General features: G+C 73.1%; 22 protein-coding genes. 14 read left to right on the top strand and 8 right to left on the bottom strand.

The genetic code is table 11. From position 1 onward, the window contains the following. Positions 1-141: 141 nt before the first annotated feature. Entirely contained in the window at positions 142-1,209 is a 1,068-nt protein-coding gene (locus JS756_RS37620) for a DUF4190 domain-containing protein (protein WP_275892739.1), read from the bottom strand. Positions 1,210-1,299: 90 nt separating this feature from the next. On the opposite strand from JS756_RS37620, the gene JS756_RS27790 reads away from it, so the two are divergent. Next, a complete protein-coding gene (locus tag JS756_RS27790; protein WP_205386034.1) occupies positions 1,300-2,454 on the top strand; it encodes an adenosine deaminase in 1,155 nt (384 codons plus the stop codon). Between the two features lie 33 nt (positions 2,455-2,487). Next, positions 2,488-3,171 carry a glycerophosphodiester phosphodiesterase gene (locus JS756_RS27785; RefSeq protein WP_205385977.1) on the top strand — a complete coding sequence of 228 codons (684 nt, stop codon included), beginning with the start codon at positions 2,488-2,490 and terminating at the stop codon, positions 3,169-3,171. Between the two features lie 196 nt (positions 3,172-3,367). Here JS756_RS27785 and JS756_RS27780 read toward each other — a convergent pair whose 3' ends face one another. The 3 genes from JS756_RS27780 to JS756_RS27770 all read right to left on the bottom strand — a co-directional run bounded on the left by JS756_RS27780 (position 3,368) and on the right by JS756_RS27770 (position 8,305). Further along, positions 3,368-3,898 (bottom strand): hypothetical protein, encoded by a 531-nt coding sequence (locus JS756_RS27780; protein ID WP_205385976.1) that lies wholly within the window; start codon positions 3,896-3,898, stop codon positions 3,368-3,370. A 136-nt stretch (positions 3,899-4,034) separates the two neighbouring features. After that, positions 4,035-6,461 carry an MGH1-like glycoside hydrolase domain-containing protein gene (locus JS756_RS27775; RefSeq protein ID WP_205385975.1) on the bottom strand — a complete coding sequence of 809 codons (2,427 nt, stop codon included), beginning with the start codon at positions 6,459-6,461 and terminating at the stop codon, positions 4,035-4,037. Between the two features lie 404 nt (positions 6,462-6,865). Then, positions 6,866-8,305 carry a gamma-aminobutyraldehyde dehydrogenase gene (locus JS756_RS27770; protein ID WP_205385974.1) on the bottom strand — a complete coding sequence of 480 codons (1,440 nt, stop codon included), beginning with the start codon at positions 8,303-8,305 and terminating at the stop codon, positions 6,866-6,868. A 165-nt stretch (positions 8,306-8,470) separates the two neighbouring features. On the opposite strand from JS756_RS27770, the gene JS756_RS27765 reads away from it, so the two are divergent. The 6 genes from JS756_RS27765 to JS756_RS27740 all read left to right on the top strand — a co-directional run bounded on the left by JS756_RS27765 (position 8,471) and on the right by JS756_RS27740 (position 14,100). Continuing rightward, positions 8,471-8,995, top strand: coding sequence for an Lrp/AsnC family transcriptional regulator (locus JS756_RS27765; RefSeq protein WP_205385973.1), 525 nt, complete (start codon positions 8,471-8,473; stop codon positions 8,993-8,995). 19 nt (positions 8,996-9,014) lie between these two features. After that, positions 9,015-10,379, top strand: a complete 1,365-nt coding sequence (locus tag JS756_RS27760) for an aspartate aminotransferase family protein (protein WP_205385972.1) — start codon at positions 9,015-9,017, stop codon at positions 10,377-10,379. Between the two features lie 242 nt (positions 10,380-10,621). Then, complete coding sequence (locus tag JS756_RS27755) at positions 10,622-11,362, top strand: ABC transporter ATP-binding protein (protein ID WP_205385971.1); 741 nt, start codon at positions 10,622-10,624, stop codon at positions 11,360-11,362. Further along, the gene (locus JS756_RS27750; protein WP_205385970.1) at positions 11,344-12,681 is read left to right on the top strand and encodes a hypothetical protein; all 1,338 of its coding nucleotides are present in this window, start codon (positions 11,344-11,346) and stop codon (positions 12,679-12,681) included. Before JS756_RS27755 ends, JS756_RS27750 begins: the two co-directional genes overlap by 19 nt. A gap of 120 nt (positions 12,682-12,801) precedes the next feature. Next, positions 12,802-13,209: a VOC family protein gene (locus JS756_RS27745; RefSeq protein WP_205385969.1), complete on the top strand. Its 408-nt coding sequence runs from the start codon at positions 12,802-12,804 to the stop codon at positions 13,207-13,209. A 201-nt stretch (positions 13,210-13,410) separates the two neighbouring features. Further along, complete coding sequence (locus JS756_RS27740; protein ID WP_205385968.1) at positions 13,411-14,100, top strand: LAETG motif-containing sortase-dependent surface protein; 690 nt, start codon at positions 13,411-13,413, stop codon at positions 14,098-14,100. Between the two features lie 435 nt (positions 14,101-14,535). Here JS756_RS27740 and JS756_RS27735 read toward each other — a convergent pair whose 3' ends face one another. From JS756_RS27735 to rlmN, 4 genes are all read right to left on the bottom strand, one after another. Further along, complete coding sequence (locus JS756_RS27735) at positions 14,536-15,555, bottom strand: ABC transporter ATP-binding protein (RefSeq protein ID WP_205385967.1); 1,020 nt, start codon at positions 15,553-15,555, stop codon at positions 14,536-14,538. Further along, entirely contained in the window at positions 15,556-17,160 is a 1,605-nt protein-coding gene (locus JS756_RS27730; protein ID WP_205385966.1) for an ABC transporter permease, read from the bottom strand. It lies immediately after the preceding gene. A gap of 38 nt (positions 17,161-17,198) precedes the next feature. Continuing rightward, the gene (locus JS756_RS27725; RefSeq protein WP_205385965.1) at positions 17,199-18,320 is read right to left on the bottom strand and encodes a thiamine ABC transporter substrate-binding protein; all 1,122 of its coding nucleotides are present in this window, start codon (positions 18,318-18,320) and stop codon (positions 17,199-17,201) included. Between the two features lie 199 nt (positions 18,321-18,519). Further along, the gene (gene rlmN, locus JS756_RS27720; protein WP_205385964.1) at positions 18,520-19,626 is read right to left on the bottom strand and encodes a dual-specificity RNA methyltransferase RlmN; all 1,107 of its coding nucleotides are present in this window, start codon (positions 19,624-19,626) and stop codon (positions 18,520-18,522) included. Between the two features lie 368 nt (positions 19,627-19,994). Between rlmN and JS756_RS27715 the strand changes: the two genes are divergently transcribed. The 6 genes from JS756_RS27715 to JS756_RS27690 all read left to right on the top strand — a co-directional run bounded on the left by JS756_RS27715 (position 19,995) and on the right by JS756_RS27690 (position 25,377). Further along, a complete protein-coding gene (locus tag JS756_RS27715) occupies positions 19,995-20,420 on the top strand; it encodes a hypothetical protein (protein WP_205385963.1) in 426 nt (141 codons plus the stop codon). A gap of 901 nt (positions 20,421-21,321) precedes the next feature. After that, positions 21,322-22,017 (top strand): response regulator transcription factor, encoded by a 696-nt coding sequence (locus tag JS756_RS27710; RefSeq protein WP_205385962.1) that lies wholly within the window; start codon positions 21,322-21,324, stop codon positions 22,015-22,017. Next, the gene (locus tag JS756_RS27705) at positions 22,014-23,477 is read left to right on the top strand and encodes a sensor histidine kinase (protein WP_205385961.1); all 1,464 of its coding nucleotides are present in this window, start codon (positions 22,014-22,016) and stop codon (positions 23,475-23,477) included. The genes JS756_RS27710 and JS756_RS27705 overlap by 4 nt, the downstream gene beginning before the upstream one ends. An 83-nt stretch (positions 23,478-23,560) precedes the next feature. Beyond that, the gene (locus JS756_RS27700; protein WP_205385960.1) at positions 23,561-23,959 is read left to right on the top strand and encodes a hypothetical protein; all 399 of its coding nucleotides are present in this window, start codon (positions 23,561-23,563) and stop codon (positions 23,957-23,959) included. Further along, positions 23,959-24,174, top strand: coding sequence for a hypothetical protein (locus JS756_RS27695; protein ID WP_205385959.1), 216 nt, complete (start codon positions 23,959-23,961; stop codon positions 24,172-24,174). Before JS756_RS27700 ends, JS756_RS27695 begins: the two co-directional genes overlap by 1 nt. 519 nt (positions 24,175-24,693) lie before the next feature. Further along, complete coding sequence (locus tag JS756_RS27690) at positions 24,694-25,377, top strand: alpha/beta fold hydrolase (protein ID WP_205385958.1); 684 nt, start codon at positions 24,694-24,696, stop codon at positions 25,375-25,377. Positions 25,378-25,498: the final 121 nt, after the last annotated feature.

Below are 25,498 nucleotides of genomic sequence, written 5' to 3'. Positions count from 1 at the left end.
GGACTCGACGCCGAGGTCGCGGCTCGGTCCCCCCGAACCGCGGCTCGGCAGGGCCCGGATCGGCCCGGCGCCCTCCCGCGGCCGCCGCTCCGCCGGCCGGGGCGCCGCCGACCGGGGCGCCGCCGACCGGGGCGCCGCCGTTCAGGGTGCTACGAGGGTGAGCACGAGCAGGCCGATGCCGAGGACGATCCCCACAGCGCCGCAGATGATGCCGGCCAGGGCCTGGCCGGCGTTGGTGGCCTCGCCCCGGTCGGCCTTGCGGCGGCCGATCGCGCCGAAGATCACCCCGAGGATCCCGAGGACGATGGCCAGCGGCCACAGGCAGAAGATGATGGTCGACAGGATGCCGAGCACGAGCCCCGCGGTGCCCATCCCGTTGCTGGGCATCATGGGGACGCCGGGCCAGCCGTAGTAGCCGGCCGGGACACCGGGCACGTGCGGGGCGTGGGCGCCGGGCCCGTAGCCGGCCGGAGGCGGGGGACCGTAGGGCACGCCGGGATGGGCGTAGGGCATCTGCCCGGGCCCGTCCGGGGCGATCGGCGGCGGGGGCACGGGCTCGCCCGGCGAGCCGGGCGGTGCGAAGGCACCGCCCATGCCGGTGGGCGGTGCGAAGGTGCCGCCCATGGCGGTGGGCGGTGCGAACGGACCCCCGGGAGCCCCCGGCACGGCCGGTCCCGGCGGTGCGAAGGGGTTGATCGCGCCGGCCTGCGCCGTGGGGCCGGGGGGCGTGAACGGATGGCCCGCGCCCGCGCTGCCCGCATCGGCCTGTGCCGTCGTGCCCGGAGCGGCGAACGCACGGCCCGCGTCGGCGGCCGGGCCGGCGGGTCCCGCCCACGGCTGGGCGGTTCCGGCGGCACCAAAGGTCCCACCCTCGCCGGCACCCGGCAGGGAGGCGACCGTCTGCTGGTCGTGGACGGACGGCGGGACGGGGTCCGGGACGCCCGTGGCGAGTGTGAACCCCGGTCCCCCGTCCTCCGCGGGCCGGCCCGGTCCAGGCTGCCGCTCCGCCCCTTGGGGCGGCACCGGTGCTGCGGCGTCCCGCGGCGGCGGGGACGGGTCCGGCTTGCCCAGGGACACCCGCGGTGCCGCGTCCTGCGGCTCTCCGGCCGCCGGCGGGGCCCACGGGTCGCGAGCGGCACCGGACGGCGGAGTCGGCCGCTGCGCGGGGGTGCTCTCCGGCACCTCCGGCGTCGGCGCGTCGTCGGACATGCGCGGGACCCCCTCAGTCTGTGCGTTCCGTCATGCTAAGGCCAGGGATGATCCGTCACTGCTCCGGCCTACGATGATCCCGAGTCACCGATCAGCCGATCACCCGCGTCCCGCCCGCCCCACCGGGGCCCGGGGCGCCGTCCCGGGGAGGACCCCTTGACCGACCGCTTCACCGACCGCGTCGTCGCATCCACCGCCCCCGCCGCACCCGGCGCCCGTTCCCTCGACGGCTTCGTCGCCGGACTGCCCAAGGCGGAACTGCACGTCCACCACGTCGGGTCCGCCTCCCCGCGGATCGTCTCCGAACTCGCCGCACGCCACCCCGACTCCAAGGTCCCCACCGACCCCGAGGCGCTGGCCGACTACTTCACCTTCACGGACTTCGCGCACTTCATCGAGGTGTACCTGTCGGTGGTGGACCTGATCCGCACCCCGGAGGACGTGCGCCTGCTGACCTTCGAGGTGGCGCGCGATCTGGCCCGGCAGCAGGTCCGCTACGCGGAGCTGACCATCACGCCGTACTCCTCCACGCGGCGCGGCATCGACGAGCGGGCCTTCATGGACGCGATCGAGGACGCGCGCAAGGCGGCGGAGGCCGAGTTCGGCACGGTGCTGCGCTGGTGCTTCGACATCCCCGGGGAGGCCGGCCTGGGCTCGGCCGAGGAGACCGCGCGGCTGGCCACCGACGATCGGCTGCGGCCGGAGGGCCTGGTCTCCTTCGGGCTCGGCGGACCCGAGATCGGCGTGCCGCGCCCGCAGTTCAAACCGTACTTCGACCGGGCGATCGCGGCCGGGCTGCACTCGGTGCCGCACGCCGGGGAGACCACCGGCCCGGAGACCGTGTGGGACGCGCTGACCCATCTGCGGGCCGAGCGCATCGGGCACGGCACCAGCTCCGCGCAGGACCCGCAGCTGCTCGCCCATCTCGCCGAGCGGCGCATCCCGCTGGAGGTGTGCCCGACCTCCAACATCGCCACGCGCGCGGTGGCCACCCTGGACGAGCACCCGATCAGCACGTTCGTGGAGGCCGGGGTGACGGTCACGATCAACTCCGACGACCCGCCGATGTTCGGCACCGATCTCAACACCGAGTACGCCGTGGCCGCCCGTCTCCTCGGCCTCGACGCACGCGGTCTCGCCGACCTCGCGAAGAACGCGGTGGAGGCGTCCTTCCTGGACGCGTCCGGCAAGGCCCGCATCGTGGCCGAGATCGACACGTACACGGCGGCCTGGCTCGCCCCCTGACGCAGGCCGGCCGCGCCCCACCACAATGGCCTCATGCAGAACGTGACCGCCGTCGCCCATCGCGGCGACCCCTACCGCGTCCGCGAGAACACGCTCGACTCGCTGCGCTCCGCGTTCGCCCTGGGCGCGGACGTGGTCGAGATCGACGTACGCCTCACCGAGGACGGCGTGCCGGTGCTGCTGCACGACGAGACGCTGAAGCGGTTGTGGGAGTGGGACCGGCCGCTGCTCGGTCTGTCGGCGGCCGAAGTGGGGCGCCTGACCGGGGGCGGGGTGCCGACGCTGGCGGAGGCGCTGGCGGTGACCGACGGCAGCCGGGTCATGCTCGACCTGCCGGGCGCCCCCGATGTACGGGCGGCCCGCCGGGTGGTGGACGCCGTGCGGGAGGCAGGGGCCCAGGACCGTGTCCACTACTGCGCGGACGCCGCGGCCATGCTCTCCGTGCGCGCCGCCGATCCGGCCGCCGAGATCGCCCTGACGTGGACGACGCTGGCGCCGCCGCGCCCCGCACTCCTCGACGCCGTGCGCCCGCGCTGGCTGAACTACCGCTTCCCGCTCGTCGACCGGGCCCTGGCCGAGCGTGTCCACCGCGACGGCCACCTGCTGTCGGTGTGGACGCCGGACACCCGCCGCTCCATGCGCCGTCTGCTGGACGCCGGCGTCGACTCGATCACCACGAACCGCGTCGACGTCCTGCTCGGGCTGCGGGCCGGCTGACGAGGTTCCCCGCCTGCCGGCTCCCTCCCGGCCGGCGATCCGGCCCCGCGCCGCCGCGTGCGGCGTCGACCCCCTGCGGTGTGCCGGCGGACACCCGTGCCGGGGTGAGGTCGCCCCGGCGCGGGAGCGCCGCGCGCTCGGGAGCGTCCGGGGGCCGTCGGGACGTCGTACGCGTCCGGGCCCCGCCGCATCGCCCTCAGGTGGCGAGCACCGGCGCGGCGGCCGTGGTGAGCGCCTCCAGCCTCTTGATCCTCCGGCGGACGACGTACAGCGGGATCACTCCGAACACGCCGAAGGACATGTCGACGACCGACCACCAGACGGGGATGCCGCGGATCGGTCCGCAGATCAGCGCCAGCGGGAGGACGCCGGCACAGGCGATCATCCCGAACTCGACGACCCAGATGTTGCGGACGGGGTCGCGGTAGGGGCCGTAGAAGGCGACCGCGATCACGAGGTGGGCGAAGGCGAGCCAGTCGGTGCCGTAGAGGACGAAGGGGTAGCGGGCGTCGGTGGCGTCGACACCCTGCCGGACCCGCTCGATCCAGTCCGCCGCCCCGGGCAGGTGCTCGGGCACGGACAGGGCCCGCATCGCCTCCTGCGTCCAGCGCAGTTCGTGGACGAGGGGGAAGGCGGTGGCGCCGCTGAGCACCAGGCACACGACGAACAGCACCAGCCAGGCGCGGATGCCCTTCAGCAGGGCGAGTCTGTCACTCGTCTCGTTCATGACAGTAGCGTACGCCTATGAATTGAACGCGTTCAAAACTGTTCCGGCCCAGCGCCGCACACCACTGGGAACCGGCCGCTCCCCGGTGCGCGGAACCGCGCCGGGAGGCCCGGGGCCCGCCTCCCGGCGCCGCGGATCAGTGGAGGGTCCGGCACTGCCGGTCGGCGCCGGGGGCGACGGTCACGCTGCGGGCGTTCCCGGTGGCGTCGGTGACGACGACGGTCAGGGCCTCCGGCGCGGTACTGCTCGCGCACACCCGTACGGGCGCGGACACGTCGGAGCGCGCGTCGGCCACGAGGGAGACCGTGCCGAGGCTGCCGAGGGGCAGGTGGTCGACGCCGTGGCGGTCGGTGCGGGTGAGGTGCCAGGTGATCGTGCGGCGCGGGGTGTCCGCCTCGATGCCGATGACGTCCTCGATGAGCATGGCCACGGGACCGAGGCCGGTCCAGCCGACGAAGTCCCGCTTGACGACGCCGTCGGTGCCGCCCGCCGCGTTCGGCGCGTCGCCCGGCTTGGTGGTGGCGGGCGAGAGGTAGGCGCCCGCCGGGTCGAGAGCCGCGCCGGGGGCCGCTACCGGCGTGCCGCCGCTGCGGGAGGCGGCGAGCCAGGCCCCCGATCGTCTCTCGGGCGCGTACGCCTCCCAGAGCGTGCCCGTGGTGCCGTACACCTCGGTCAGACCCGTGAGGTACTTCTCGGCGGCCCTGCGGGCGAGGCCGGTGCGGCCGGTGGCCTGGAGGCCCTCGACGACGGCGTAGTTCGTCGGCGCCCACACACCGCCCCGCCAGTACCGCCCGGTCGGGTCGTAGGACGGCGAGCCCTTCGCCAGGGCGGGGAAGATCATGTCGGTCCAGTAGGCGCCCGGGTCGGCCAGCGCGTCGGCGAGGCGCCGGGCGCGGTCGCCGGTGGCCACCCCGGCCGGCAGGGTCCAGAAGCCCGCGATGCCGTCGACCTTGTACTGGGCGCCGGTGGCGGAGACCTCGTAGTAGCGCCCGTCGGCGGAGTTCCACGACCAGCGGTTGAGGCGCTCGGCCGTCGCGTCGGCCAGGGCCCGGTCGTCGGCGGCGCGCCCGGTGTCGCCCGCGGCGGTCTCCAACTCGGCCAGGCTCCGCCACATCAGCACCATCTGGCTGCTCATGTCGACCTGCCCGGTGCCCGTGCCGTCACCGGCGGGGCCCGGCTGCGTGGGCAGGTTGTCCATGCCGTTGCCCTCGCCGTCGTTCCAGTACAGCTGGTGCGGCGCGGCCTGCGACCAGCGGCTGACGGAGACCCAGTCGGCGTAGGCCTGCAGGGCCGGCAGGACGCGGCGCACCCGGGCGAGGTCGGCGGTGAGCCGGTACGACTTCAGCTCGGCCCACGCGAACAGCGGCGGGTTGACGCCGCGCGGGCCGTCCGCCCAGGGGTGGCGGGTGCCGTCGGACTCGCGGTAGACGCGCCAGATGGCGCCGGTCGGCTCCTGGAGGGCGTACCAGTTGTCCAGCGACCCCATCACGTCGAAGCCGGGCTGGAGGTAGCGCCCGTACACGGTCATGAAGATCGTGTCCCACTGGAAGAGCAGGTCCGGGCCGAAGGCCTCGTCCAGGTAGGTGCGCACCAGCGGCGACCCGTCGACCGGCCTCCGGATGTGACCGGTGTGGAGGAGGGACCAGGCCCGGTCGTACAGGGCGATCCACTCGGGCCTGTCGTCGATCACCGGCCGGGGCACCCGGGCCAGGTCGTAGGCGGGCACGGAGACCAGATGCCGGGCCACCGGGGCGAAGACCCCCCGCTCGGCACCGCTGTGGCGCGGGCCCCGGCTCAGCCGGCTCGCGGCGAAGTCGTCCGCGTCGACCGAGGGCAGGGCGTGCGTGCGCAGGCCCCCGGCGACGGGGTGGAAGTCGGCGGCGCCGACGACGTGGCCGGCGACGGGGGCTGCGGGGCGGGCGGCGCCGTCCGGCTGGATGCGGGCGAAGGCGATGCCGTGGCGCCACTCCAGTTCGAGGCGGTACCAGGATCCGGGGGCCAGGTCGGCGGCGCGGAGCGTGTCGGCGTAGCGGGTCTCACCGGTGGCGGTGGAGCGGACCAGCTGGAGCCGCGGCGTCGCCCCGAAGGGCTGCGCGGTCAGCCACAGGCGGTCGTGGTCGGCGGCTCCGTCGAGTGCGACCGACACCGAGGCCAGGGGGTCCGCGGCGGTGTCCGGGACCCGGAAACGGAGGGAGACCCGCGCACGGTTCAGCTCTTCGTCCGGCGAGCAGGCGCACAGCGGGCGGCGCAGTTCGCCGCTGCCGCGCAGGACACCGGCGGTCGCCCGCCAGGCACCGCTCACGGTCCGCCATCCGGTGAGGGATCCGGCCGTGAAGGCGTCCGTCACCGAGGGGAGCGCGTCGGCGGGATGCGCGGCGGACCGCGCGGACGACGGCGCGTCGGCGCCCCGGCCGGCGGTCAGCGCGTGCGGCCCGCCGGCGGGGTGCCCTGCCGCGGTCGTCGCGGGAACGGCCGCGACGGGGACCTGCGTCCCTCCCGCCGCCAGCGCCAGCGCCGCGCAGGCGGACATCACGTACAGCCCTCGGGGCCGCCTCGGAGCCATGGATCACCTACCGATCACCGCGTCACACCTTGCTGACGAATCGTCACTCAGCGTGCCGACGCTGTCGCCGGGACGCAATCGCGACACGGGCGCGGCAGGGTGCGAGCCGGAATCGGGTGGACGCCGGGCCGGAGGGTGGAGCGGCTGCCCGGGGCACACCGAAGGGTCGCCGACCGGGCGGATCGATCCGGGGGACCGGCCAGGCGACGGCAGTGCGGGGCGACCGAGGGGACGGGACGAGCGGTGCGGCGGCACGAGTGGCGAGGCGGTGGGGCGAAGCCCGGCGAGAGGCCGGCGCGAGACATGCGGTCGGCACGTCACGTCCGGGGCCGGGCACACCGCGGCCCCGGACGGTCCGTCCTCCGTCCGGGGCCGCGAGCCTCACAGCGCCCGCGGGCGCCGCCTCAGGCGTCCAGCGAGGTCATCACGTGCTTGATGCGCGTGTAGTCCTCGAAGCCGTAGGCGGACAGGTCCTTGCCGTAGCCGGACTTCTTGAAGCCGCCGTGCGGCATCTCCGCGACCAGCGGGATGTGGGTGTTGATCCACACGCAGCCGAAGTCGAGCCTCTTGGACATCCGCATGGCGCGGGAGTGGTCCTTGGTCCACACCGAGGAGGCGAGGGCGTACTCGACGCCGTTGGCCCACTCCACCGCCTGGTCCTCGTCGGTGAAGGACTGGACGGTGATGACCGGGCCGAAGACCTCGTTCTGGATGATCTCGTCGTCCTGCTTCAGGCCCGAGACGACGGTCGGCGCGAAGAAGTAGCCCTTGTCGCCGACCCGCTTGCCACCGCTCTCCACGCGCGCGTGGGCGGGCAGCCGCTCGATGAAGCCCTCGACCTGCTTCAGCTGGTTGGGGTTGTTGAGCGGGCCGTACAGCACGTCCTCGTCGTCCGGCTGGCCGGTCCTGGTGTCGTTGGCCGCCTTGGCGAGCGCGGAGACGAACTCCTCGTGGATCGACTCGTGGACCAGCACGCGCGTGGCGGCCGTGCAGTCCTGGCCGGCGTTGAAGAAACCGGCCACCGAGATGTCCTCGACGGCCTTGGCGATGTCGGTGTCCTCGAAGACGACGACGGGGGCCTTGCCGCCCAGCTCCAGGTGGACGCGCTTGACGTCCTGGGAGGCGGAGGCGGCGACCTGGATGCCGGCGCGGACGGAGCCGGTGATGGAGGCCATCGCCGGGGTCGGGTGCTCGACCATCATGCGACCGGTCTCGCGGTCGCCGCAGATGACGTTGAAGACGCCCTTGGGCAGGATCTCGCCGAGGATCTCGGCCATCAGGGCGGTGGAGGCCGGGGTGGTGTCGGACGGCTTGAGCACGACCGTGTTGCCCGCGGCGATCGCCGGGGCGAACTTCCACACCGCCATCATCATCGGGTAGTTCCACGGGGCGACCTGTGCGCAGACGCCGACCGGCTCCCGGCGGACGATCGAGGTCATCCCGTCCATGTACTCGCCGGCGGACCGGCCCTCCAGCATCCGCGCCGCGCCCGCGAAGAAGCGGATCTGGTCGACCATCGGCGGGATCTCCTCGGAGCGGGTCAGCCCGGTGGGCTTGCCCGTGTTCTCCACCTCGGCCGCGATGAGCTCCTCGGCGCGGGCCTCGAAGGCGTCCGCGATCTTCAGGAGAGCCTTCTGGCGCTCGGCCGGGGTGGTGTCCCGCCAGGCCGGGAAGGCGCGGGCGGCGGCCTCCATGGCGGCGTCCACGTCCGCCTGGCCGGACAGGGGCGCAGTCGCGTAGGCCTCGCCCGTCGCGGGGTTGACCACCTCGGTGGTCCGTCCGTCGGCGGCGTCCCGGAACTCACCGTCGATGTAGTTGCGCAGACGACGCAGCTCGGTGCTCACTGCCGGCCCTCCAAGTTCGGGTGTCCAATCACTGAGACACACAGCCTAGTCGGGCATCCCACGTTTTCAACACCCCCGATCACATCACGGCTTCGAAATCCGCAGGTCTCACTCTCATAAACAACGAATTTCATTGCTCGGGCCTTGCAAAACTGTCGAGACGTCGTGCAGAGTGAGCCCGTGGCCAGTCGAAGCGCAGACCCGAGAGACCCGCGGGAGTCCCGTGAGCCGAGGAACGGCACCCCCCACCTGGATGCCGTCTCCCTCGCCATCATCGAACAGCTCCAGGAGGACGGCCGCCGGCCGTACGCCGCCATCGGCAAGGCCGTCGGGCTCTCCGAGGCCGCGGTCCGCCAGCGCGTGCAGAAGCTGCTCGACCAGGGCGTGATGCAGATCGTCGCCGTCACGGACCCGCTGACGGTGGGCTTCCGCCGGCAGGCGATGGTCGGCATCAACGTCGAGGGCGATGCGGAGGGCGTCGCCGACGCGCTGACCGCCATGGCGGAGGTCGAGTACGTGGTGATGACCGCGGGCTCCTTCGACATCCTCGCCGAGATCGTCTGCGAGGACGACGACCACCTGCTGGACGTCATCAACAAGCGCATCCGGTCCCTGCCCGGTGTCCGCACCACCGAGAGCTTCGTCTACCTGAAGCTCAAGAAGCAGACCTACATGTGGGGAACCCGATAACCGTGAGGACCCGATAACCGTGAGCACCAAGGACCTCAGCCGATCCGCCTACGACCACCTGTGGATGCACTTCACCCGCATGTCGTCGTACGAGAACTCCCCGGTCCCCACCATCGTCCGGGGCGAGGGCACCTACATCTACGACGACAAGGGCAGGCGCTACCTCGACGGTCTCGCGGGCCTGTTCGTGGTCCAGGCCGGCCACGGCCGCACCGAACTCGCCGAGACGGCCTTCAAGCAGGCGCAGGAGCTGGCGTTCTTCCCGGTCTGGTCCTACGCGCACCCCAAGGCCGTCGAACTGGCCGAGCGACTGGCCGGCCACGCGCCGGGCGACCTGAACAAGGTCTTCTTCACCACCGGCGGCGGCGAGGCGGTCGAGACCGCCTGGAAGCTCGCCAAGCAGTACTTCAAGCTCGTCGGCAAGCCCACCAAGCACAAGGTGATATCCCGCGCGGTCGCCTACCACGGCACCCCGCAGGGCGCCCTGTCCATCACCGGCCTGCCGGGCCTGAAGGCCCCCTTCGAGCCGCTGGTCCCCGGCGCCCACAAGGTGCCGAACACCAACATCTACCGCGCCCCGATCTTCGGCGACGACCCCGAGGCCTTCGGCCGCTGGGCCGCCGACCAGATCGAGCAGCAGATCCTCTTCGAGGGCGCCGACACCGTCGCCGCGGTCTTCCTGGAGCCCGTGCAGAACGCCGGGGGCTGCTTCCCGCCGCCGCCCGGCTACTTCCAGCGGGTTCGCGAGATCTGCGACCGGCACGACGTGCTGCTGGTGTCGGACGAGGTCATCTGCGCCTTCGGCCGCCTCGGCACGATGTTCGCCTGCGACAAGTTCGACTACGTGCCGGACATGATCACCTGTGCCAAGGGCATGACCTCCGGCTACTCCCCGATCGGCGCGTGCATCGTCTCCGACCGCCTCGCCGAGCCCTTCTACAAGGGCGACAACACCTTCCTGCACGGCTACACCTTCGGCGGCCACCCGGTCTCCGCGGCCGTCGGCCTCGCCAACCTCGACCTGTTCGAGCGTGAGGCCATCAACCAGCACGTCCTCGACAACGAGGGCGCGTTCCGCTCCACGCTGGAGAAGCTGCACGACCTGCCGATCGTCGGCGACGTCCGCGGCAACGGTTTCTTCTACGGCATCGAGCTGGTCAAGGACAAGGCGACCAAGGAGTCCTTCGACGAGGAGGAGACCGAGCGCGTCCTGTACGGCTTCCTGTCCAAGAAGCTCTTCGAGAACGGTCTGTACTGCCGTGCCGACGACCGCGGCGACCCGGTCATCCAGCTCGCCCCGCCGCTGATCTCCGACCAGGGGACCTTCGACGAGATCGAGCAGATCCTGCGCGCGACCCTGACCGAGGCCTGGACGAAGCTCTAGCCGGCGGCTCCGGCCGTGCCGTGACCGGAAGGTCCTTCCCGTCACGGCACGGAGTCCGCCCGATCGGCGTGAACGGCCCGGGGTGCACCCGTACGAGTGAGAAGGGGTGCCTCCGGGCCGCGTGCTGTCCGGCGTCACGCCCCCGGATCCCTAGCGTGCCTGGTGACCGATCGGCCCCGCCTTCGTTCCCCCGCTCGGGGGAACGGCACGGGAACTACGGATCTGAACCGAGGTGTACGCCCATGGAGGCCCCGCCGGACAACGACGTGCTCTGGGCACGGTCCCTGCACTTCACGCATCACGACGGCTCGCCCGCCCTGCAGGGTGTCTCCCTGGGCGTGCGCGAGGGCGAGATCCTCGCCGTCAGCGGCCCGCGCGGCAGCGGCAAGACCACCCTGCTGCGCTGCCTGTCCGCACTGGTGCCGGCGCAGCGCGGGGAGGTGTGGTTCAACAGCGTGCCGGTGCACACCATGGGCCAGATGACCCGTGAGCGGCTGCGCCGCGACCGCTTCGGCTGGATCGACCCGGCGCCCGTGCTCGTCCCCGAGCTGAACGTCTGGGAGAACACCGCCCTGCCGCTGATGCTGCGCGGCACCGGCAGGCGCCGTGCCAAGGTCGCCGCCCAGGAATGGCTGGAACGCCTCGACATCGGCGACACCGCCCGCAAGCGCCCCCAGGAACTCCAGCAGGCGGAACGCCAGCGCGTCTGCATCGCCCGCGCCCTGGCGCCGGCCCCCTCGGTCCTGTTCGCCGACGAACCGACGGCCCCGCTGCACCGCGCCGACCGCGGCCACGTCCTGCGCACGCTGACCACCGCGGCCCGCTCGCACGGCATCACGGTGGTACTGGCCACGCACGACGCCGAGACGGCGTCCCTGACCGACCGCACCGTGTCGCTGCTGGACGGCCGGCAGGTGAACACCGTCCACCTCCCCGCGGTCGCCGAGACGGAAGGCCGGGCCGCGTGCTCGCTCTCCGCCTGACCCGCAGCGCCCGACCGGCCGTCCAACTGCGCCGCCTGCTGGTGGCAGCCGCGTCCGCCGGCACCGGTTTCCTGCTCCTGTGCGTCCTCGGCTACGCCCTCGGCCACCCCGGCACCCCGGCCGGCTCACTGCTGCTGCGCCTGGCGTGGTGCGCCGTCCCGCTGGCCGCCACGGCGCACTTCGCCCTGGCCGTGGCCCGCACGGACCCCGCCTCCCGGCCCCGGCCCGGCCTGTCCGCCATCGGCCTCGGCCCCACCCGCCTGATGGCCGTCTCGGCGATCACGACGGCGCTGTCGACCCTCCTCGGCTCGATGCTGGCGCTCCTGGTCTTCCTCCACCTCCGGGGCGACCTCACCGGCTTGCCCTTCGACGGGGCCGCCTCCGCGTTCCTGGCCGCCGACCGGCCACTGCCGCTCCCGGCCGCGCTCACCCTGCTGGCCGTCGTCCCGGCGACGGCGTCGGTGACGGTCGCGCTGGCCCTGCGGCCGAGGGAGGCACGGCCGACCGCGACCAACCGGGGCTTCGGCCGGTTCGGGGAGTACGGGCGGGCCGGGGCTCCGGACACGTTCGGCGCGTACGGCAGGTTCGGGGCGCGGTGGCGGAACCGGGACCACGAGCCCGCGAACGGCGCGACCGGCCGGACCCCGGACACCGACGGCGCCCCCGCGGCGGCGGGAACCGCCACCGAGGACGGCGGCCGGGGTGCGGCGCCGGACGGTGAACCCACCGCCGCACTCCCCTGGGGCATCACCCTGCTCGCCGCGGGCCTCGCCGTGGAGGCGTACGCCCTCCGCAACACCGCTCCCGCCACCCTGGCACTCCCCGGCGGCCTGGCCGGCGGCCCTGCCGCCGTGCTCGTCGGCTGGACCCTCACCGCCGTCGGCCTGGCCCTCGCCGGTCCCGGCCTCACCCACCTGTGCGGACGCCTCCTCCAGGCCGTGCGCCCCGGTGCCCTGCGCCTGCTGGCCGGCCGGGTGCTGATGGCCGAGGCCGACCGGATCGGCCGCCCTCTCGGCGTGGTCTGCGCGGTCGCGTCGGCGGCCTACGCCCTGCCCATGCTGCACCGGGACGGCAACCTGGGCCCGCTGACCGCCCTCGGCGCCCTGCTGGTCGTCGGCTGCACCGTCGCCACCCTGCTCACCGCGGCCGTCGAGGCCCGGCAGGATCGGGCCGACACGACCGCCGCACTGCGGCGGGTGGGCGCCCCGGCGACCGTGCTGCGCAGCGCCGCCGCCCTGCGCGCCGGGGCCCTGCTGGCGGTGTTCGGCCCGCTGACGCTGTTCGTCGCGGAACTGGCGGCACTCCCCCTGACCCGCTGACGGGCCGGGCACCGGCGGCACACGCGAGGAAGTCCGTGCGCCGCCGGTGAGTTCCGGCCCGTCCCCGGGTCCACCCACCGAACCACACCGCGACCGCGGCACCCCGACGGGAGAGACCTCATGCACCAGCAGATGATCTTCGTGAACCTGCCCGTGAACGACCTCGACGCCTCGAAGCGGTTCTTCACGGACCTGGGCTACGCGATCGACCCCCGGTTCAGCGACGAGAACGCTGCCTCCGTCGTGATCAGCGACACGATCGTGGCGATGCTGCTGACCAAGCCCTTCTACGCGACCTTCACCGACAAGGAGATCGCAGACGCGGCGAGGACCAGCGAGGTGCTGATCGCGCTCAGCGCGGAGAGCCGGGAGAAGGTCGACGAACTCGTCGACCGCGCGATCTCCCTCGGCGGCGGCGCGAGCGGCCGGACCCAGGACCTCGGCTTCATGTACGGCCGCGCGTTCGACGACCTCGACGGCCACACCTGGGAGGTCGTCTGGATGGAACCGGCCGCCTCGCAGGGCTGACCGGTGCGGACGTTCAACGCGTTGAAACGTTCCGGCGGTTAATAAGCAGGCAAAGGCAACTGCCGCGGGCCCCCTATGCATTGACACTGCTTATGGCACGCTTATAGACCTGTGAGTCTCGTGGTGGAGGAGTTTCCCGGCACATGCCGGTATCCCATCTCCGCGTCAGCCCCCCGCAGTTGCATCCTGTAAAGGACAAACGTGTCCATATCCCGCCGCACCACCGCCCGTTCCGTACGCGTCCTCGGCGTGGCCGCCGCCTCCGCGGCGCTCGCACTCGGCGCCGCCGGCAACGCGCTCGCCTGCAACATCGGCGAGTTCTCCGCCGAGGCCAAGTGCGCCGACGGCAAGGGCGTGATCACCGTCACCGACGTGGACGCCTCCGGCACCCCGGCCGTCGTCTCCGTGTTCCTGGAGAACAACGGCGCCGACGAGAAGAAGGTCGGCGAGCAGGAGGTGAAGGGGGCCAAGGACGGCGTGACCGTCACCTTCGCCGAGGAGTGGAAGCCGAACGCGGAGTACCGCGTCCACGTCTTGGCCGGCGACCGGGCCCACCCCATCGTGGACGCGGACATCGAGCCGAACCTGACCACGCCGTCGACGGCCTGCACGACCGAGGAGTCGACCCCGCCGGCCACACCGAGCAGCCCGGCGCCGTCGGAGTCCGAGTCCACGCCGGCGGAGACCGCGACGCCGACCCCCGGCACGAGCACCCCCGCGGCCACCCCCAGCAACGCCCCGTCCCCGGCCGTGGGCGAGTCCCACCTGGCCGAGACCGGCGCGAGCTCCAACACCGGCCTGATCGCCGGCATCGCGGCCGCGCTGGTCGTCGTGGGCGGCGGCGCCGTCTTCCTCGGCCTGCGCCGCCGCGGAGCGAGCAACGACCGCTGACCCCGCAGCACCGGATGGCCCGCCCTCATCGGGGCGGGCCATCGCCGTGTGCGGGGAGAAGTGAGCTGCGCGGGCGGGGTCGGGAGAACCGCCCGGACGGGGCGGGGTGAGCGGCGCGGACGGCACGGGAGGGCATGCGGCACGACCGGGCGGGCGGGCGGCCGGAGCAAGCGGCACGGGAACGTCGGCGACGGCACGGGCCGGGTGGGGCACCCGCCTCAGCGACATCACAGGCACCGTGGCGGCGTGAGCGCCGTGGCGGCGTGAGCCCCATGACGGCACGGGCAGCGCCGAGGGCGGGAAAGGGGGCCGGGCGCCCCGGGCCGGCGGAAGCGCCGGCGGCACGGCAGCGGGAACGGTGGGGGGACGGGCGGGCAGGCTGCTCCCGCCTCGCGCGCCGCAACGGCGTCGCGGGCCGGACGGCTCCGCCGCCCCTCAGCCCAGGACCACGACCTCGGTGGCGTCGAAGTCCACGCCCACCACGTCCCCCACCTCCGGGGCCCGGCGCAGCGCACACGCCGCTTCGATCCGGGGCGCCCCCTCGGGCTGGAGGTGCAGGGCCACGTGCGTGCCCCGGAACGTGCGCGCGGCGACCGTGCAGGGCAGCCCCTGCGGCGTCGCGACCAGCCGCACCCCGGCCGGCCGCACCAGCAGCGTCCCCTCGCCCTGCGCCGCACCCTCGGGCACGGGCACCTTCCCCCACGGCGTCTGGGCGGCCTCCCCGACGACCGTCGCCGGCACCACGTTGTCGAAGCCCAGGAAGCGCGCCACGAACGCGTCCGCCGGCTGCTGCCACACCTCCAGCGGCGTGCCGGACTGTGCGATCCGCCCGTCCCGCATCACCACCACCCGGTCGGCGAGCGCGAAGGCCTCGCCCTGGTCGTGGGTGACCGCGAGCACCGTCGTACCCAACCGGCCGAACACTTCGCGCAGTTCGACGACGAGCCGCTCCCGCAGGGAGCGGTCGAGCTGCCCCAGGGGCTCGTCGAGCATCAGCAGTCGCGGCCGGGGCGCGAGTGCCCGGGCCAGCGCCACGCGCTGCTGCTCGCCCCCGGAGAGGGCGGACACCGCCCGAGGGCCGGCCCCCGGGAGCCCGACCAGCTTCAGCAGTTCCTCCACGCGCTCGGCCTGCTCGGCCCTCGGGGCGCGCCGCACGCGCAGCCCGAAGGCCACGTTCCCGGCCACGTCCCGCTGCGGGAAGAGCTGATGGTCCTGGAACATGAGCCCCACCCCCCGCCGGTGCGCGGGCACCCCCGACTGGTCCAGGCCGTCCAGCAGCACGCGTCCCGAGGCGAGCGGCTGCAGCCCCGCCACCGCCCGCAGCAGCGTCGACTTGCCACTGCCGCTGGGCCCGAGCACGCACACCACCTCGTGCTCGGCGACGTCCAGACCGACCGCGTCGAGCACCACCCGCTCACCGAAGCGGACGGTCGCGGCGTCAAGGCTCAGCAGCATCTAGAACTCCCCCGTCCGGTCCGCGCCCCGCAGCCGCTCCAGCAGCAGCAGCGACGCGGCGCACACCAGCATGAGAATCGTCGAAAGAGCCATCGCCTGGCCGTAGTTGAGCTCCCCGGGCCGGGACAGCAGCCGGGCCACGGCAACGGGCAGGGTGGGGTGGTCCGGCCGGGCGAGGAAGACCGTCGCGCCGAACTCGCCCAGCGACACCGCGAAGGCGAAGCCCGCTGCGATCAGCAGCGCCCGCCTCACCAGTGGCAGGTCCACCTCCCGCCACACCCGCCACGGCGACGCCCCCAGTACGGCCGCCGCCTCCCGCAGCCGTACGTCCACGGCGCGCAGCACGGGCAGCATGGTGCGCACCACGAAGGGGGCACCGACCAGTGCCTGGGCCAGCGGCACGATGATCCACGAGGCCCGCAGGTCGAGGGGCGGCTCGTCCAGCGCGATCAGGAAACCGAAGCCGACGGTCACCGCCGAGACGCCGAGCGGCAGCATCAGCAGCGCGTCGAACCCGCGCACGAGCCGGCCGGCGTCCCGCCGGGCCAGCGCGGCCGCGGCAAGCGAGCCGACGGCGACGGCGACGACGGTGGCGGCCACCGCATACCGCAGCGAGTTGCCGATCGCCTCGATCGGCGGCACCAGGAACATGCCGCCGTCCTCGCTGGTCAGCGCCCGGTAGTAGGCGAAGCGGGGGGCGTCCAGCGACCGCCGCACCAGGACGCCCAGCGGCAGCAGCACAAGCACGGCGACCGTGGCGAGGACACCGGCGAACAGGGTCCACTGCGCGGCGCCGCGCGGCCGGCGGGCGGTGGTGGCGGCGTCCACCAGCGTCAGGGCGCTCTCCCTGCGCCGTACGGTCCACGCGTGCACGGCGAGGATCGCGCCGACCGCCGTGAACTGGACCAGGGTGAGCACGGCGGCCGTGGCCAGGTCGAACATCTCGGACGTCTGCCGGTAGATCTCCACCTCCAGCGTGGAGAAGGTCGGTCCGCCGAGGATCTGGACGACGCCGAAGGAGGTGAAGGTGAACAGGAACACCATCAGCGCGGCCGCGGCGACCGCGGGGGCGAGGGCCGGCAGGGTGACCGTGCGCCAGGCCCGCAGGCGGGACGCGCCGAGCATCCGCGCCGCGTCCTCCTGGCGTGGGTCGAGCTGCGCCCACAGGCCGCCGACCGTGCGGACGACGACCGCGTAGTTGAAGAAGACGTGCGCGAGCAGGATCGCCCACACCGTGCTGTCGAGCCGGACGCCCCACAGCTCGTCGAGGAGGCCGCCGCGTCCGACCAGCGCGAGGAACGCCGTGCCGACGACGACCGTGGGCAGCACGAACGGCACGGTCACCACCGCCCGCAGCACCTGCTTGCCGGGAAAGTCGAGGCGGGCGAAGACGTAGGCGCCGGGCAGTGCGACGAGCAGCGTGAGTGCGGTGGAGGCGACCGCCTGCCAGGTGGTGAACCACAGCACGTGCCGGATGTCCGGCTGGGCGGCCACCTCCACGATGCGCCCGAGTCGCCAGCGCCCGTCGACGTGCAGGCCGCGCGCGACGATGGCGGCGACGGGGTAGACGAAGAAGACGGCGAAGAACGCGACGGGCACGGCCATCAGGGCCGGCCGCGCCACGTTCCGGCGCCGGCGCCGCGCTACTGCAGTACGAGCGAGGTCCACGACTTGACCCACTGGTCACGGTGGTCGGCGATCCTGCCGGGGGCCATGGTCTCGGGGTTCTTCGCCGGAGGGCCGTACCGGGTGAACTCGGCCGGCACCTTCGCGTCCCCGACCACGGGGTAGACGAACATGTTCAGCGGCATGTCCTCCTGGAACTGCCGCGAGATCAGGAAGTCGATGAGGGCCTTGCCGCCCGCGCTGTTGTGGGCGTTGCTGAGCAGCCCGGCGAACTCGATCTGCCGGAAGCAGGTGCCCATGGCCACGCCGGTCGGCGCGGTCGTCGGCTTCGGGTCGCCGTAGATGACCTCGGCGGGCGGGGAGGAGGCGTACGACACGACCAGGGGCCGGTCGCCCTTGGCCTTCTTGCCTCCGGCCGATCCGGAGAACTCCTCGTTGTAGGCCTGCTCCCAGCCGTTGACGACCTTCACGCCGTTGGCCTTGAGCTTCTTCCAGTAGTCCTGCCAGCCTCCCCCGCCGTCGGCTCCGCTCGAGCCGGAGGCGCCGCCGTCGCCGTACTTCGCGGCGGTGCCCAGCAGGAAGCCGAGGCCCGGGGAGGAGGTGGAGGCGTTCTCCGTGACCAGGAGGTCCTTGTACTCGGGCTTGATCAGGTCGTCGAAGGAGGCCGGCGGGGTCAGCTTGTGGTCGGCGAAGTACTTCTTGTCGTAGTTGACGCAGATGTCGCCGTGGTCGATCGGCGTGACCCGGTGCCGGTCCGCATCGAGCTGGTAGGCCGCGTCGACCCGATCGAGCCCCTTGGCCTGGTACGACTGGAAGAGGCCGTTGTCGAGCGCGCGGGAGAGCAGCGTGTTGTCGACGCCGAAGAGGACGTCGCCCTGGGGGTTGTCCTTGGTGAGGATGGCCTTGTTGACGGCCTGGCCGGCGTCGCCGCTGGACAGGACCTTGGCCTTGTAGCCGGACTGCCTCTCGAACGCGGCGATGACGCTCTTGGAGGCCGCCCAGGAGTCGTGGCTGACGAGAGTGACGGTCCTGGAGCCGCCGGAGGCGGTGCCGCTGCCGCCGGACGACGACGAGCCGCACGCGGACAGCGTGACGAGGCCGAGGCCGACGGCCGCGGCCACGAACGTCTTGGTGTGCACTGGATTCCTCCTGGAGTGACCAGGAAGAGACGCGGCCCCGCCCGGACGTGTCCGGGCGGGGCGCAACAGCTTGAGTGATGACCGAACTTCCTACCCAGAATGACCTGGGCGAGGTTCAGAGGGTCTGCGGCCCGATCGCCGCACTCTCAGCGCTGTGGCGCTCCCCTGTCGGAATATGAAGATGTGGACGGTCCTCAGACTACCGCTCGGTGGCCGCGAGCTGACCACACGCCCCGTCGATCTCCTGACCGCGGGTGTCCCGGACGGTCACCGGCACCCCGTGCGCGGCGATCGCCTCGACGAACGCCTTCTCGTCCTCCGGCCGGGAGGCGGTCCACTTGGACCCGGGCGTCGGGTTGAGCGGGATGAGGTTGACGTGCACCGGCTTGCCCCGCAGCAGGCGGCCCAGCCGGTCGCCACGCCAGGCCTGGTCGTTGATGTCCCTGATCAGGGCGTACTCGATGGACAGCCGGCGGCCGGACTTCTCGACGTAGTCGAAACCCGCGTCGAGGACCTCGCGCACCTTCCAGCGCGTGTTCACCGGCACCAGGGTGTCGCGCAGCTCGTCGTCGGGCGCGTGCAAGGAGATCGCGAGCCGGCACTTGAAGCCCTCGTCCGCGAACCGGTGGATGGCGGGCACGAGCCCGACCGTCGACACGGTGATCCCGCGCTGCGACAGCCCGAGCCCGTCCGGCGCGGGATCGGTGAGGGCTCGGACGGCGCCGACGACCCGCTTGTAGTTGGCGAGCGGCTCGCCCATGCCCATGAAGACGATGTTCGACAGCCGGGCCGGGCCGCCGGGGACCTCCCCGTCCCTGAGCGCGCGCATGCCGTCCACGATCTGGTGCACGATCTCGGCCGTCGACAGGTTCCGGTCGAGCCCGGCCTGCCCGGTGGCGCAGAAGGGGCAGTTCATGCCGCACCCGGCCTGCGAGCTGATGCACATGGTCACCCGGTCGGGGTAGCGCATGAGGACCGACTCCACGAGCGTCCCGTCGAACAGCCGCCACAGCGTCTTGCGGGTGGTGCCCTGGTCGGTCGACAGATGCCGCACGACGGTCATCAGGTCCGGGAAGAGCGCCTCCCGCAGCTTCTCGCGCGACCCGGCGGGAACGTCGGTCCACTCCGCCGGGTCGTGCGCGAACCGCGCGAAGTAGTGCTGCGACAGCTGCTTGGCGCGGAACGGCTTCTCGCCGACCGCAGCCACCGCCTCCTTGCGCTCGGCGGGCGAGAGATCGGCGAGATGCCGCGGCGGCTTCTTGGCTCCGCGCGGCGCGACAAAGGTGAGTTCTCCGGGCTTAGGCATGGCGGTACCAGTGTCGCAGATCGTCTCAGGTGACCTGCGGCTGTCGCCCGCTACGACGGTCGCCCATGGTCGCCACCGGTCGCCGCCCGCCCGCATCGGACGGCCCGGAGACGGCCCAGCCGATGAGGCCGTGCACCCTGGCTGAGCGGCCACTGTTCATCGTGCCGGTCCGCTCACGCGGAACAGAGCGTCCAAGCGGTCGAGTGCTACCGCATCACCGGATGGCGGGAAGGTCCCGGTCGAGCAGTGACCCGTCCCACCAGGCCCCTCCAGGTCGATGCAGCTCACGGACCTCCGAGGGGTGACCGGATCCCCGCACCTCGCGCAATAGAGCGCTCGGGAATGTCCCTGTCGGCTCCCTGGGGTCCATGGCCACGACATTACTCGCGAGAGGACGCACCGCCACCGCCGCCGGGGCACTCCTGCTGACGCTGGGAGCCGCACCGGCCACGCACGCCACCGTTCCTGGGGCGACCCGCGTGGACACCCCCTGGCACCAGTCGCCGAAGACGACACGACGCACCGTCGACCACGGATGGTCGGCCGACTGCAACGAGGGCGACGGCACCTGCACGTACTGTCCCGTCATGCCACCCCGACAGCGGGGCGAGCAGCGCGAAGAAGCCTTCCATCGCGCCATGGTGTCCCGCCGCACCGACCCGGCCCGTCGAGCCGGTCATGCCGTGACGGACTCCGACCCGGCGTCGACGCTGCGAGCGTACGCGGACCTGATGCCGTCCGGCCGGAGAGCGGACCCGCAGAGCAGTGGACACTGTCCTGACCGAACAGCGTGATGGCGACGGCGACTCACTCGGCCGACCTGAGACTCAGGGCGAGTCGGCAGCACTCGCGCGGCGCTGAGCCTCATACGCGAGGCGTCGCCGCCGGGCCTCAGCCGTATGCGGGCCAGGGGGCGGCAGTTCCTCTTCCCTCAGGCTTGCGCCCAAGCAACCGAGTGCTTCCGCCGTCACGCTGAAGGCTGCCGTGAACTTTGTCCGACGGTCGTCTTCGACGCCTTGAAAGGCACGCTGACTAGCCAACAAGACGTCCCCGATGCGCGTCCTGAGCTTCTCATCCGGAAGTCTGACGAGTGCTTGGTCGATACGCAGGTGATGGTCGAGTGCCTCCAAGCGGAAAGGGCGCATCTCGTCCTCACCGGCACCCTCCTCCGGGAATCCTCTCGCCAGGTTCCGCAGAGCCACGAACTCGGCCGTCAACATGTCGACGGCCTCTCGCGCGAGCTGCGAACGCCGTTCGTCACGGGCGACAGACCGTTGATGACGTTGCGAGATCAACGTCGACGCTATTGCGCCCGCTGCCCCCAAAGCCGCCCCCGACAGACCAGAGATGGCACCGACCCACACTGCTGCATCCACGAGGCCATTCTCACGTGCATGGACACGACCCCGGGAGGTCTCCGCTCAGGTCGACAGGACGCCGCACCCCGTCCACGGCCCACAGACGGCCCGCCGCGGTGAGGGTCCCCGAGCACGGCAAAGGGTGCACGCCGGAGCACTGCAACAGTGACGGCCAGTGAGTTCTCCGGGCCTGGGCACGGCGGTACCCGTGTCGCAGATCGTCGCGCAGGACCCTCATCCGCTGCCGCACGAGGCGGTGCCCCCGCCGGGGATACCGCACCGCGGCTGTCCTCGATCGGGGAGGGTCGTACCCTTGCCCGACGACGAGGAGGGACGCATGGGGGGTACGGCAGGTCAGGGAGCTGTCCTGGTCGTCGACGACGACGCGGCGATCCGTCGTTCGCTGGAGCGCGGGCTCCGGCTGAGCGGCTTCGCGGTTCGCACGGCGGGCAGTGGTCCCGAGGCGCTCACCGCTGTCGCGGACGCACCGCCCGACGTGCTCGTCCTGGACGTGTCGATGCCCGGGATGAGCGGCATCGAGGTGTGCACCCGGCTCCGTGACGCCGGCCGGGACCTGCCGGTGCTGATGCTCTCCGCGCTCGACGAGACCGCCGACCGCATCGCCGGCCTGCAGGCGGGCGGCGACGACTACCTGGTCAAACCCTTCGCCCTGCAGGAACTGGTGCTGCGGCTGCGCGCGCTGCTGCGCCGCCGGCCGCCGAGCGGAGGGGAGGTGCTGCGGACGGCGGGCCTGGTGATCGACCCGGCGGCGCGCACCGCCGAGCGGGACGGACAGCCGCTGGAACTGACCCGCAGGGAGTTCGAACTGCTCGAGACCTTCGCCCGCAACTCCGGGATCGTCCTCACCCGCGACCAGTTGCTGGACCGCGTGTGGGGCTACGGCTTCGACGTGCGCACCGACGCCGTCGACACGTTCGTCAGCTATCTGCGGCGCAAGCTGGAGGTGGGCGGCCGGCGTCGGCTCATCCACACCGTGCGTGGTGTGGGCTTCGTCCTGCGGGACGAGCCGTGAGACTGTCGACACGCATCGGACTCGCGGTGGGCTGCACCGTGCCCCTCCTGGTGCTCGCCTTCGGCTGGCTGCTGCTGCACCTGGTGGCCCGCGACCTGCACAGCGCCGAGGACCAGCACCTCCGCCAGCGCGCGGCGGCCCTCGCCCCGGACGCCCGCGCGCTGCTGCGCGCCACCACCGCCGACCGGCCCAAGGCGGCCGACACCAGGGAGCGCCGGCTCTACAGCGCCGCGCTCGACGTGGGCATCCGCGTCATAGGACCGGACGGCACCTTCAGTGGCGGCCCGCAGCCCGCGGCCTCGGTGCCGCTGCCCGCGAACGCCACCGGCCCGGTCACCGTCCGGGCGGGCGGCACCGGCTGGCGGGCGCTGTCCCGGCCGGTCCGCACCGCCGGCGCCTCGGGCACCCTGTGGGTCTTCTCGCCGGACAGCGCCGATCGCGGCCAGCTGCGGCTCGTGGGCCGCCGCGTGCTGGTGAACACACTGCTGGCCGCCCCGGTGTCCGGCCTCATGGCCTGGGGCATAGCGACCGGCGCCACCGGGCCCCTGCGCCGCCTCACCCGGCGTACCGCGGGACTCGACCCCCGCACCAGCACCGCCCGGCCGTACCACCGGCCGACCGGCGTCACCGAGGTCGACGACCTCGCGGCCACCGTGAGCACCGTGCTCGCCCGCTACGACGAGCAGGCCGGCCGCACCGCCGAAGCACTGGAGACGGCACGCTCGTTCTCGGCGGCCGCCGCGCACGAACTGCGCACGCCGCTGATGAGCCTGGGCACCAACCTCGACATCCTCGCCGCACACCCCGACCTCCCGGACCCGGACCACACCGAGGTGCTCACCGACCTGCGCCGTGAACACGCTCGTCTGCTGGGGCTCCTGGTGATGCTGCGCGAACTGGGGCGCGGGGACCTGGTGGAGGCGGAGGCGTTCCGGACCGTCGACCTCACCGAGATCGCGGACGCGGCGGTAGCCGAGGCCCGGCGCCGCGCCCCCGACGCCCGGATCACCCTGGACGCGGCCCCGGGACTGACGGTGCACGGCTGGGAGCCGGGCCTGCGCCTGCTGCTCGACAACCTGCTGGCCAACGCCCTGGCCCACGGCCGGGACGCCCGGGGCCGGGCGGCCGTCTCGGTCGCGGTGCGGCGCGTGGGAGAGCAGACCGCCGTCACGGTGGACGACGGCGGACCGGGCGTCCCACCCGAGATGCGGCAGCACGTGTTCGACCGGTTCCGGCGGGGGCCGGACAGCGAGGGCTCCGGGCTCGGCCTCACGCTCGTGGCCCAGCAGTCGGCGCTGCATCGGGGGACCGTCACAGTGGCGGACGGCCCGCACGGCGTCGGGGCGCGCTTCGAGGTACGGCTGCCATCGGGCGGCGCTGCTCCGCCCGAGCGGCGTGACTGGCTGATCGGAACGGCCGGGACGAACCGGTCACAGAGTTCCCACAAAGACGCTTCCTAGCATCCGTCGCGCCGGACGGACCACGAGGCCGTCCGGCGGACCATCGGACGGACCGTGCGGCCGCCCGGGAAACGGAGGCACAGATGTTGGTACGACGACGGCGCACCCTGCTGGTCGGGCTCGCCGCGGCGGCGGTGCTGGCGGGCACCACGGGCGTGGCCGCGGCCGACGGCACCCCCGCTCCGGCGCCCACCGGCGACGGGGCCGCAGCGCTGTGCAAGCGGGTGCCCAAGCTGGAACGGCGGATCGACCGGGCCCTGAAGCGGCTGGAGGCCGGTGCCGACGCGCGCGGTTCGGTGGCGCGGCTGCAGCAGCGCGTGGACAGCGCCGAGAAGGCCGGCCACGACGAGATCGCCACCTTTCTGAAGGACCGGCTCGCCTTCCGCAAGTCGCTGGCGGCCTCCCTCCCGCAGCGGAAGAAGGACCTGTCGGAGGTGCGGACCTGGTGCAAGGACAACAGCGGCGGCAAGGCGGCGAGCTGATGCGGGCTCGCCGGGCCGCCGCCTGCGTGCTCCCCGCGGCGGCGCTGCTCACTGCGCTCGCCGTGGGCTGTGCGCCCCAGGACACCGCGTCCCCGACGACCTCCTCGCCGTCCTCGTCGGCCACGCCCTCGGGCTATGAGCAGATGCTGCAGAAGGTGAACGCGGCCGAGTCCGCCGCAGCCTCGGCGGAGAAGGACACGGCGCAGGACGACTGACGGGCGCTTCCGGGTGGGGGATGCCGCTCAGCGTTTCCCACCCGGCGCGTACGGCTTGCCGCCGGCCGCTCCGTCCGCGGTCCGCGCCGCGTGTGGTGTGCTCACTCGGGTGAGCCGCGGCCGTTGCACCGGGCACCGCCGCTCCCGGTCGTGACCGGTCGCCGCCGATCGCCCTCGGACGGCCCGCGGACGACCGGACCGGCGGGGGCGATCAACCGCTGATCGGGCGCCGGCCTCCGATCAGGCGCAGGACCGGACGGGAGCGCTCACGGCGCGTGTGCTTCAGGCGCCGGCGCGGGGCAACCTGTGGCGCGGAGATTCTCCCCCCGGACCCGGGGCACCGTGGTCGACAGCCTCTCCCCTGCTGCCACGAGCCGGGGCCCGTCACGGAAGCCCTCCCCGCTGCCGAGCGTCCCGCCCGGTGGGGTTGAGGGGCTCCACCGCTGGTCCAAGAGCGTTGTCAGAGGCTCCCGATAACGTGCGGGGAGTCTGATCCGACCCTTCCCCGGGAGAAGCCGCGTGGACATTCTGCTCATCGCCGGACTGTGGCTCGACGCATCGGCCTGGGACGACGTCGTGCCCGAACTCACCGCCCTCGGCCACCGCCCCGTACCGATCACCCTGCCCGGCCAGGGCGACGGCGCCGCCTCCGCGACGCTCGACGACCAGCTGGCGGCCGTGCTCGCCGCCGTGGACGCCTCGCCCGGCAAGCCGCTGGTGGTGGGGCACTCGGCCGCGGCGACGCTGGCCTGGTTGGCCGCCGACGCGCGACCGGGGAACGTAGCCGGGGTCGCCATGATCGGCGGCTTCCCCGCCGCGGACGGTCGCGCGTACGCCGACTTCTTCGCGGTCGAGGACGGCGTCATGCCCTTCCCCGGCTGGGCGCCGTTCGAAGGGGCGGACTCCGCGGATCTGGACGCGGCGACCCGGGACCGCATCGCCGCGCACGCGGTCCCGGTGCCCGAGGCGGTCGCCAGAGGGGTCGTGCGGTTGACCGACGAGCGCCGACTCGGCGTCCCCGTCGTGCTCGTCTGCCCCGAGTTCACCCCGGCCGAGGCCCAAAAGTGGATCGCCGCAGGCGAGAGTCCCGACCTCGCCCGCGTTGCCGACCTGAGGTACGTGGACCTCGATTCGGGCCACTGGCCGATGGCCAGTCGCCCCCGGGAACTCGCCCGCGTCCTGGCCGAGGCCGCCGGCTCCTAGTAGTGCTTGGTCAGGTTGGTTGTGGCGGTGCGTGTCCTGTGGGCCCGGCGTGGCGTTGAGTCTGCGTGACTCCGGACGAGATTGCTGTGGTGCGTGGTGAGTTGGAGACCTTCGCGGCGGA

The organism is Streptomyces actuosus, assembly GCF_016921115.1.
Classification (GTDB): domain Bacteria; phylum Actinomycetota; class Actinomycetes; order Streptomycetales; family Streptomycetaceae; genus Streptomyces; species Streptomyces actuosus_A.
This window is presented reverse-complemented; position numbering and strand designations above follow the sequence as displayed.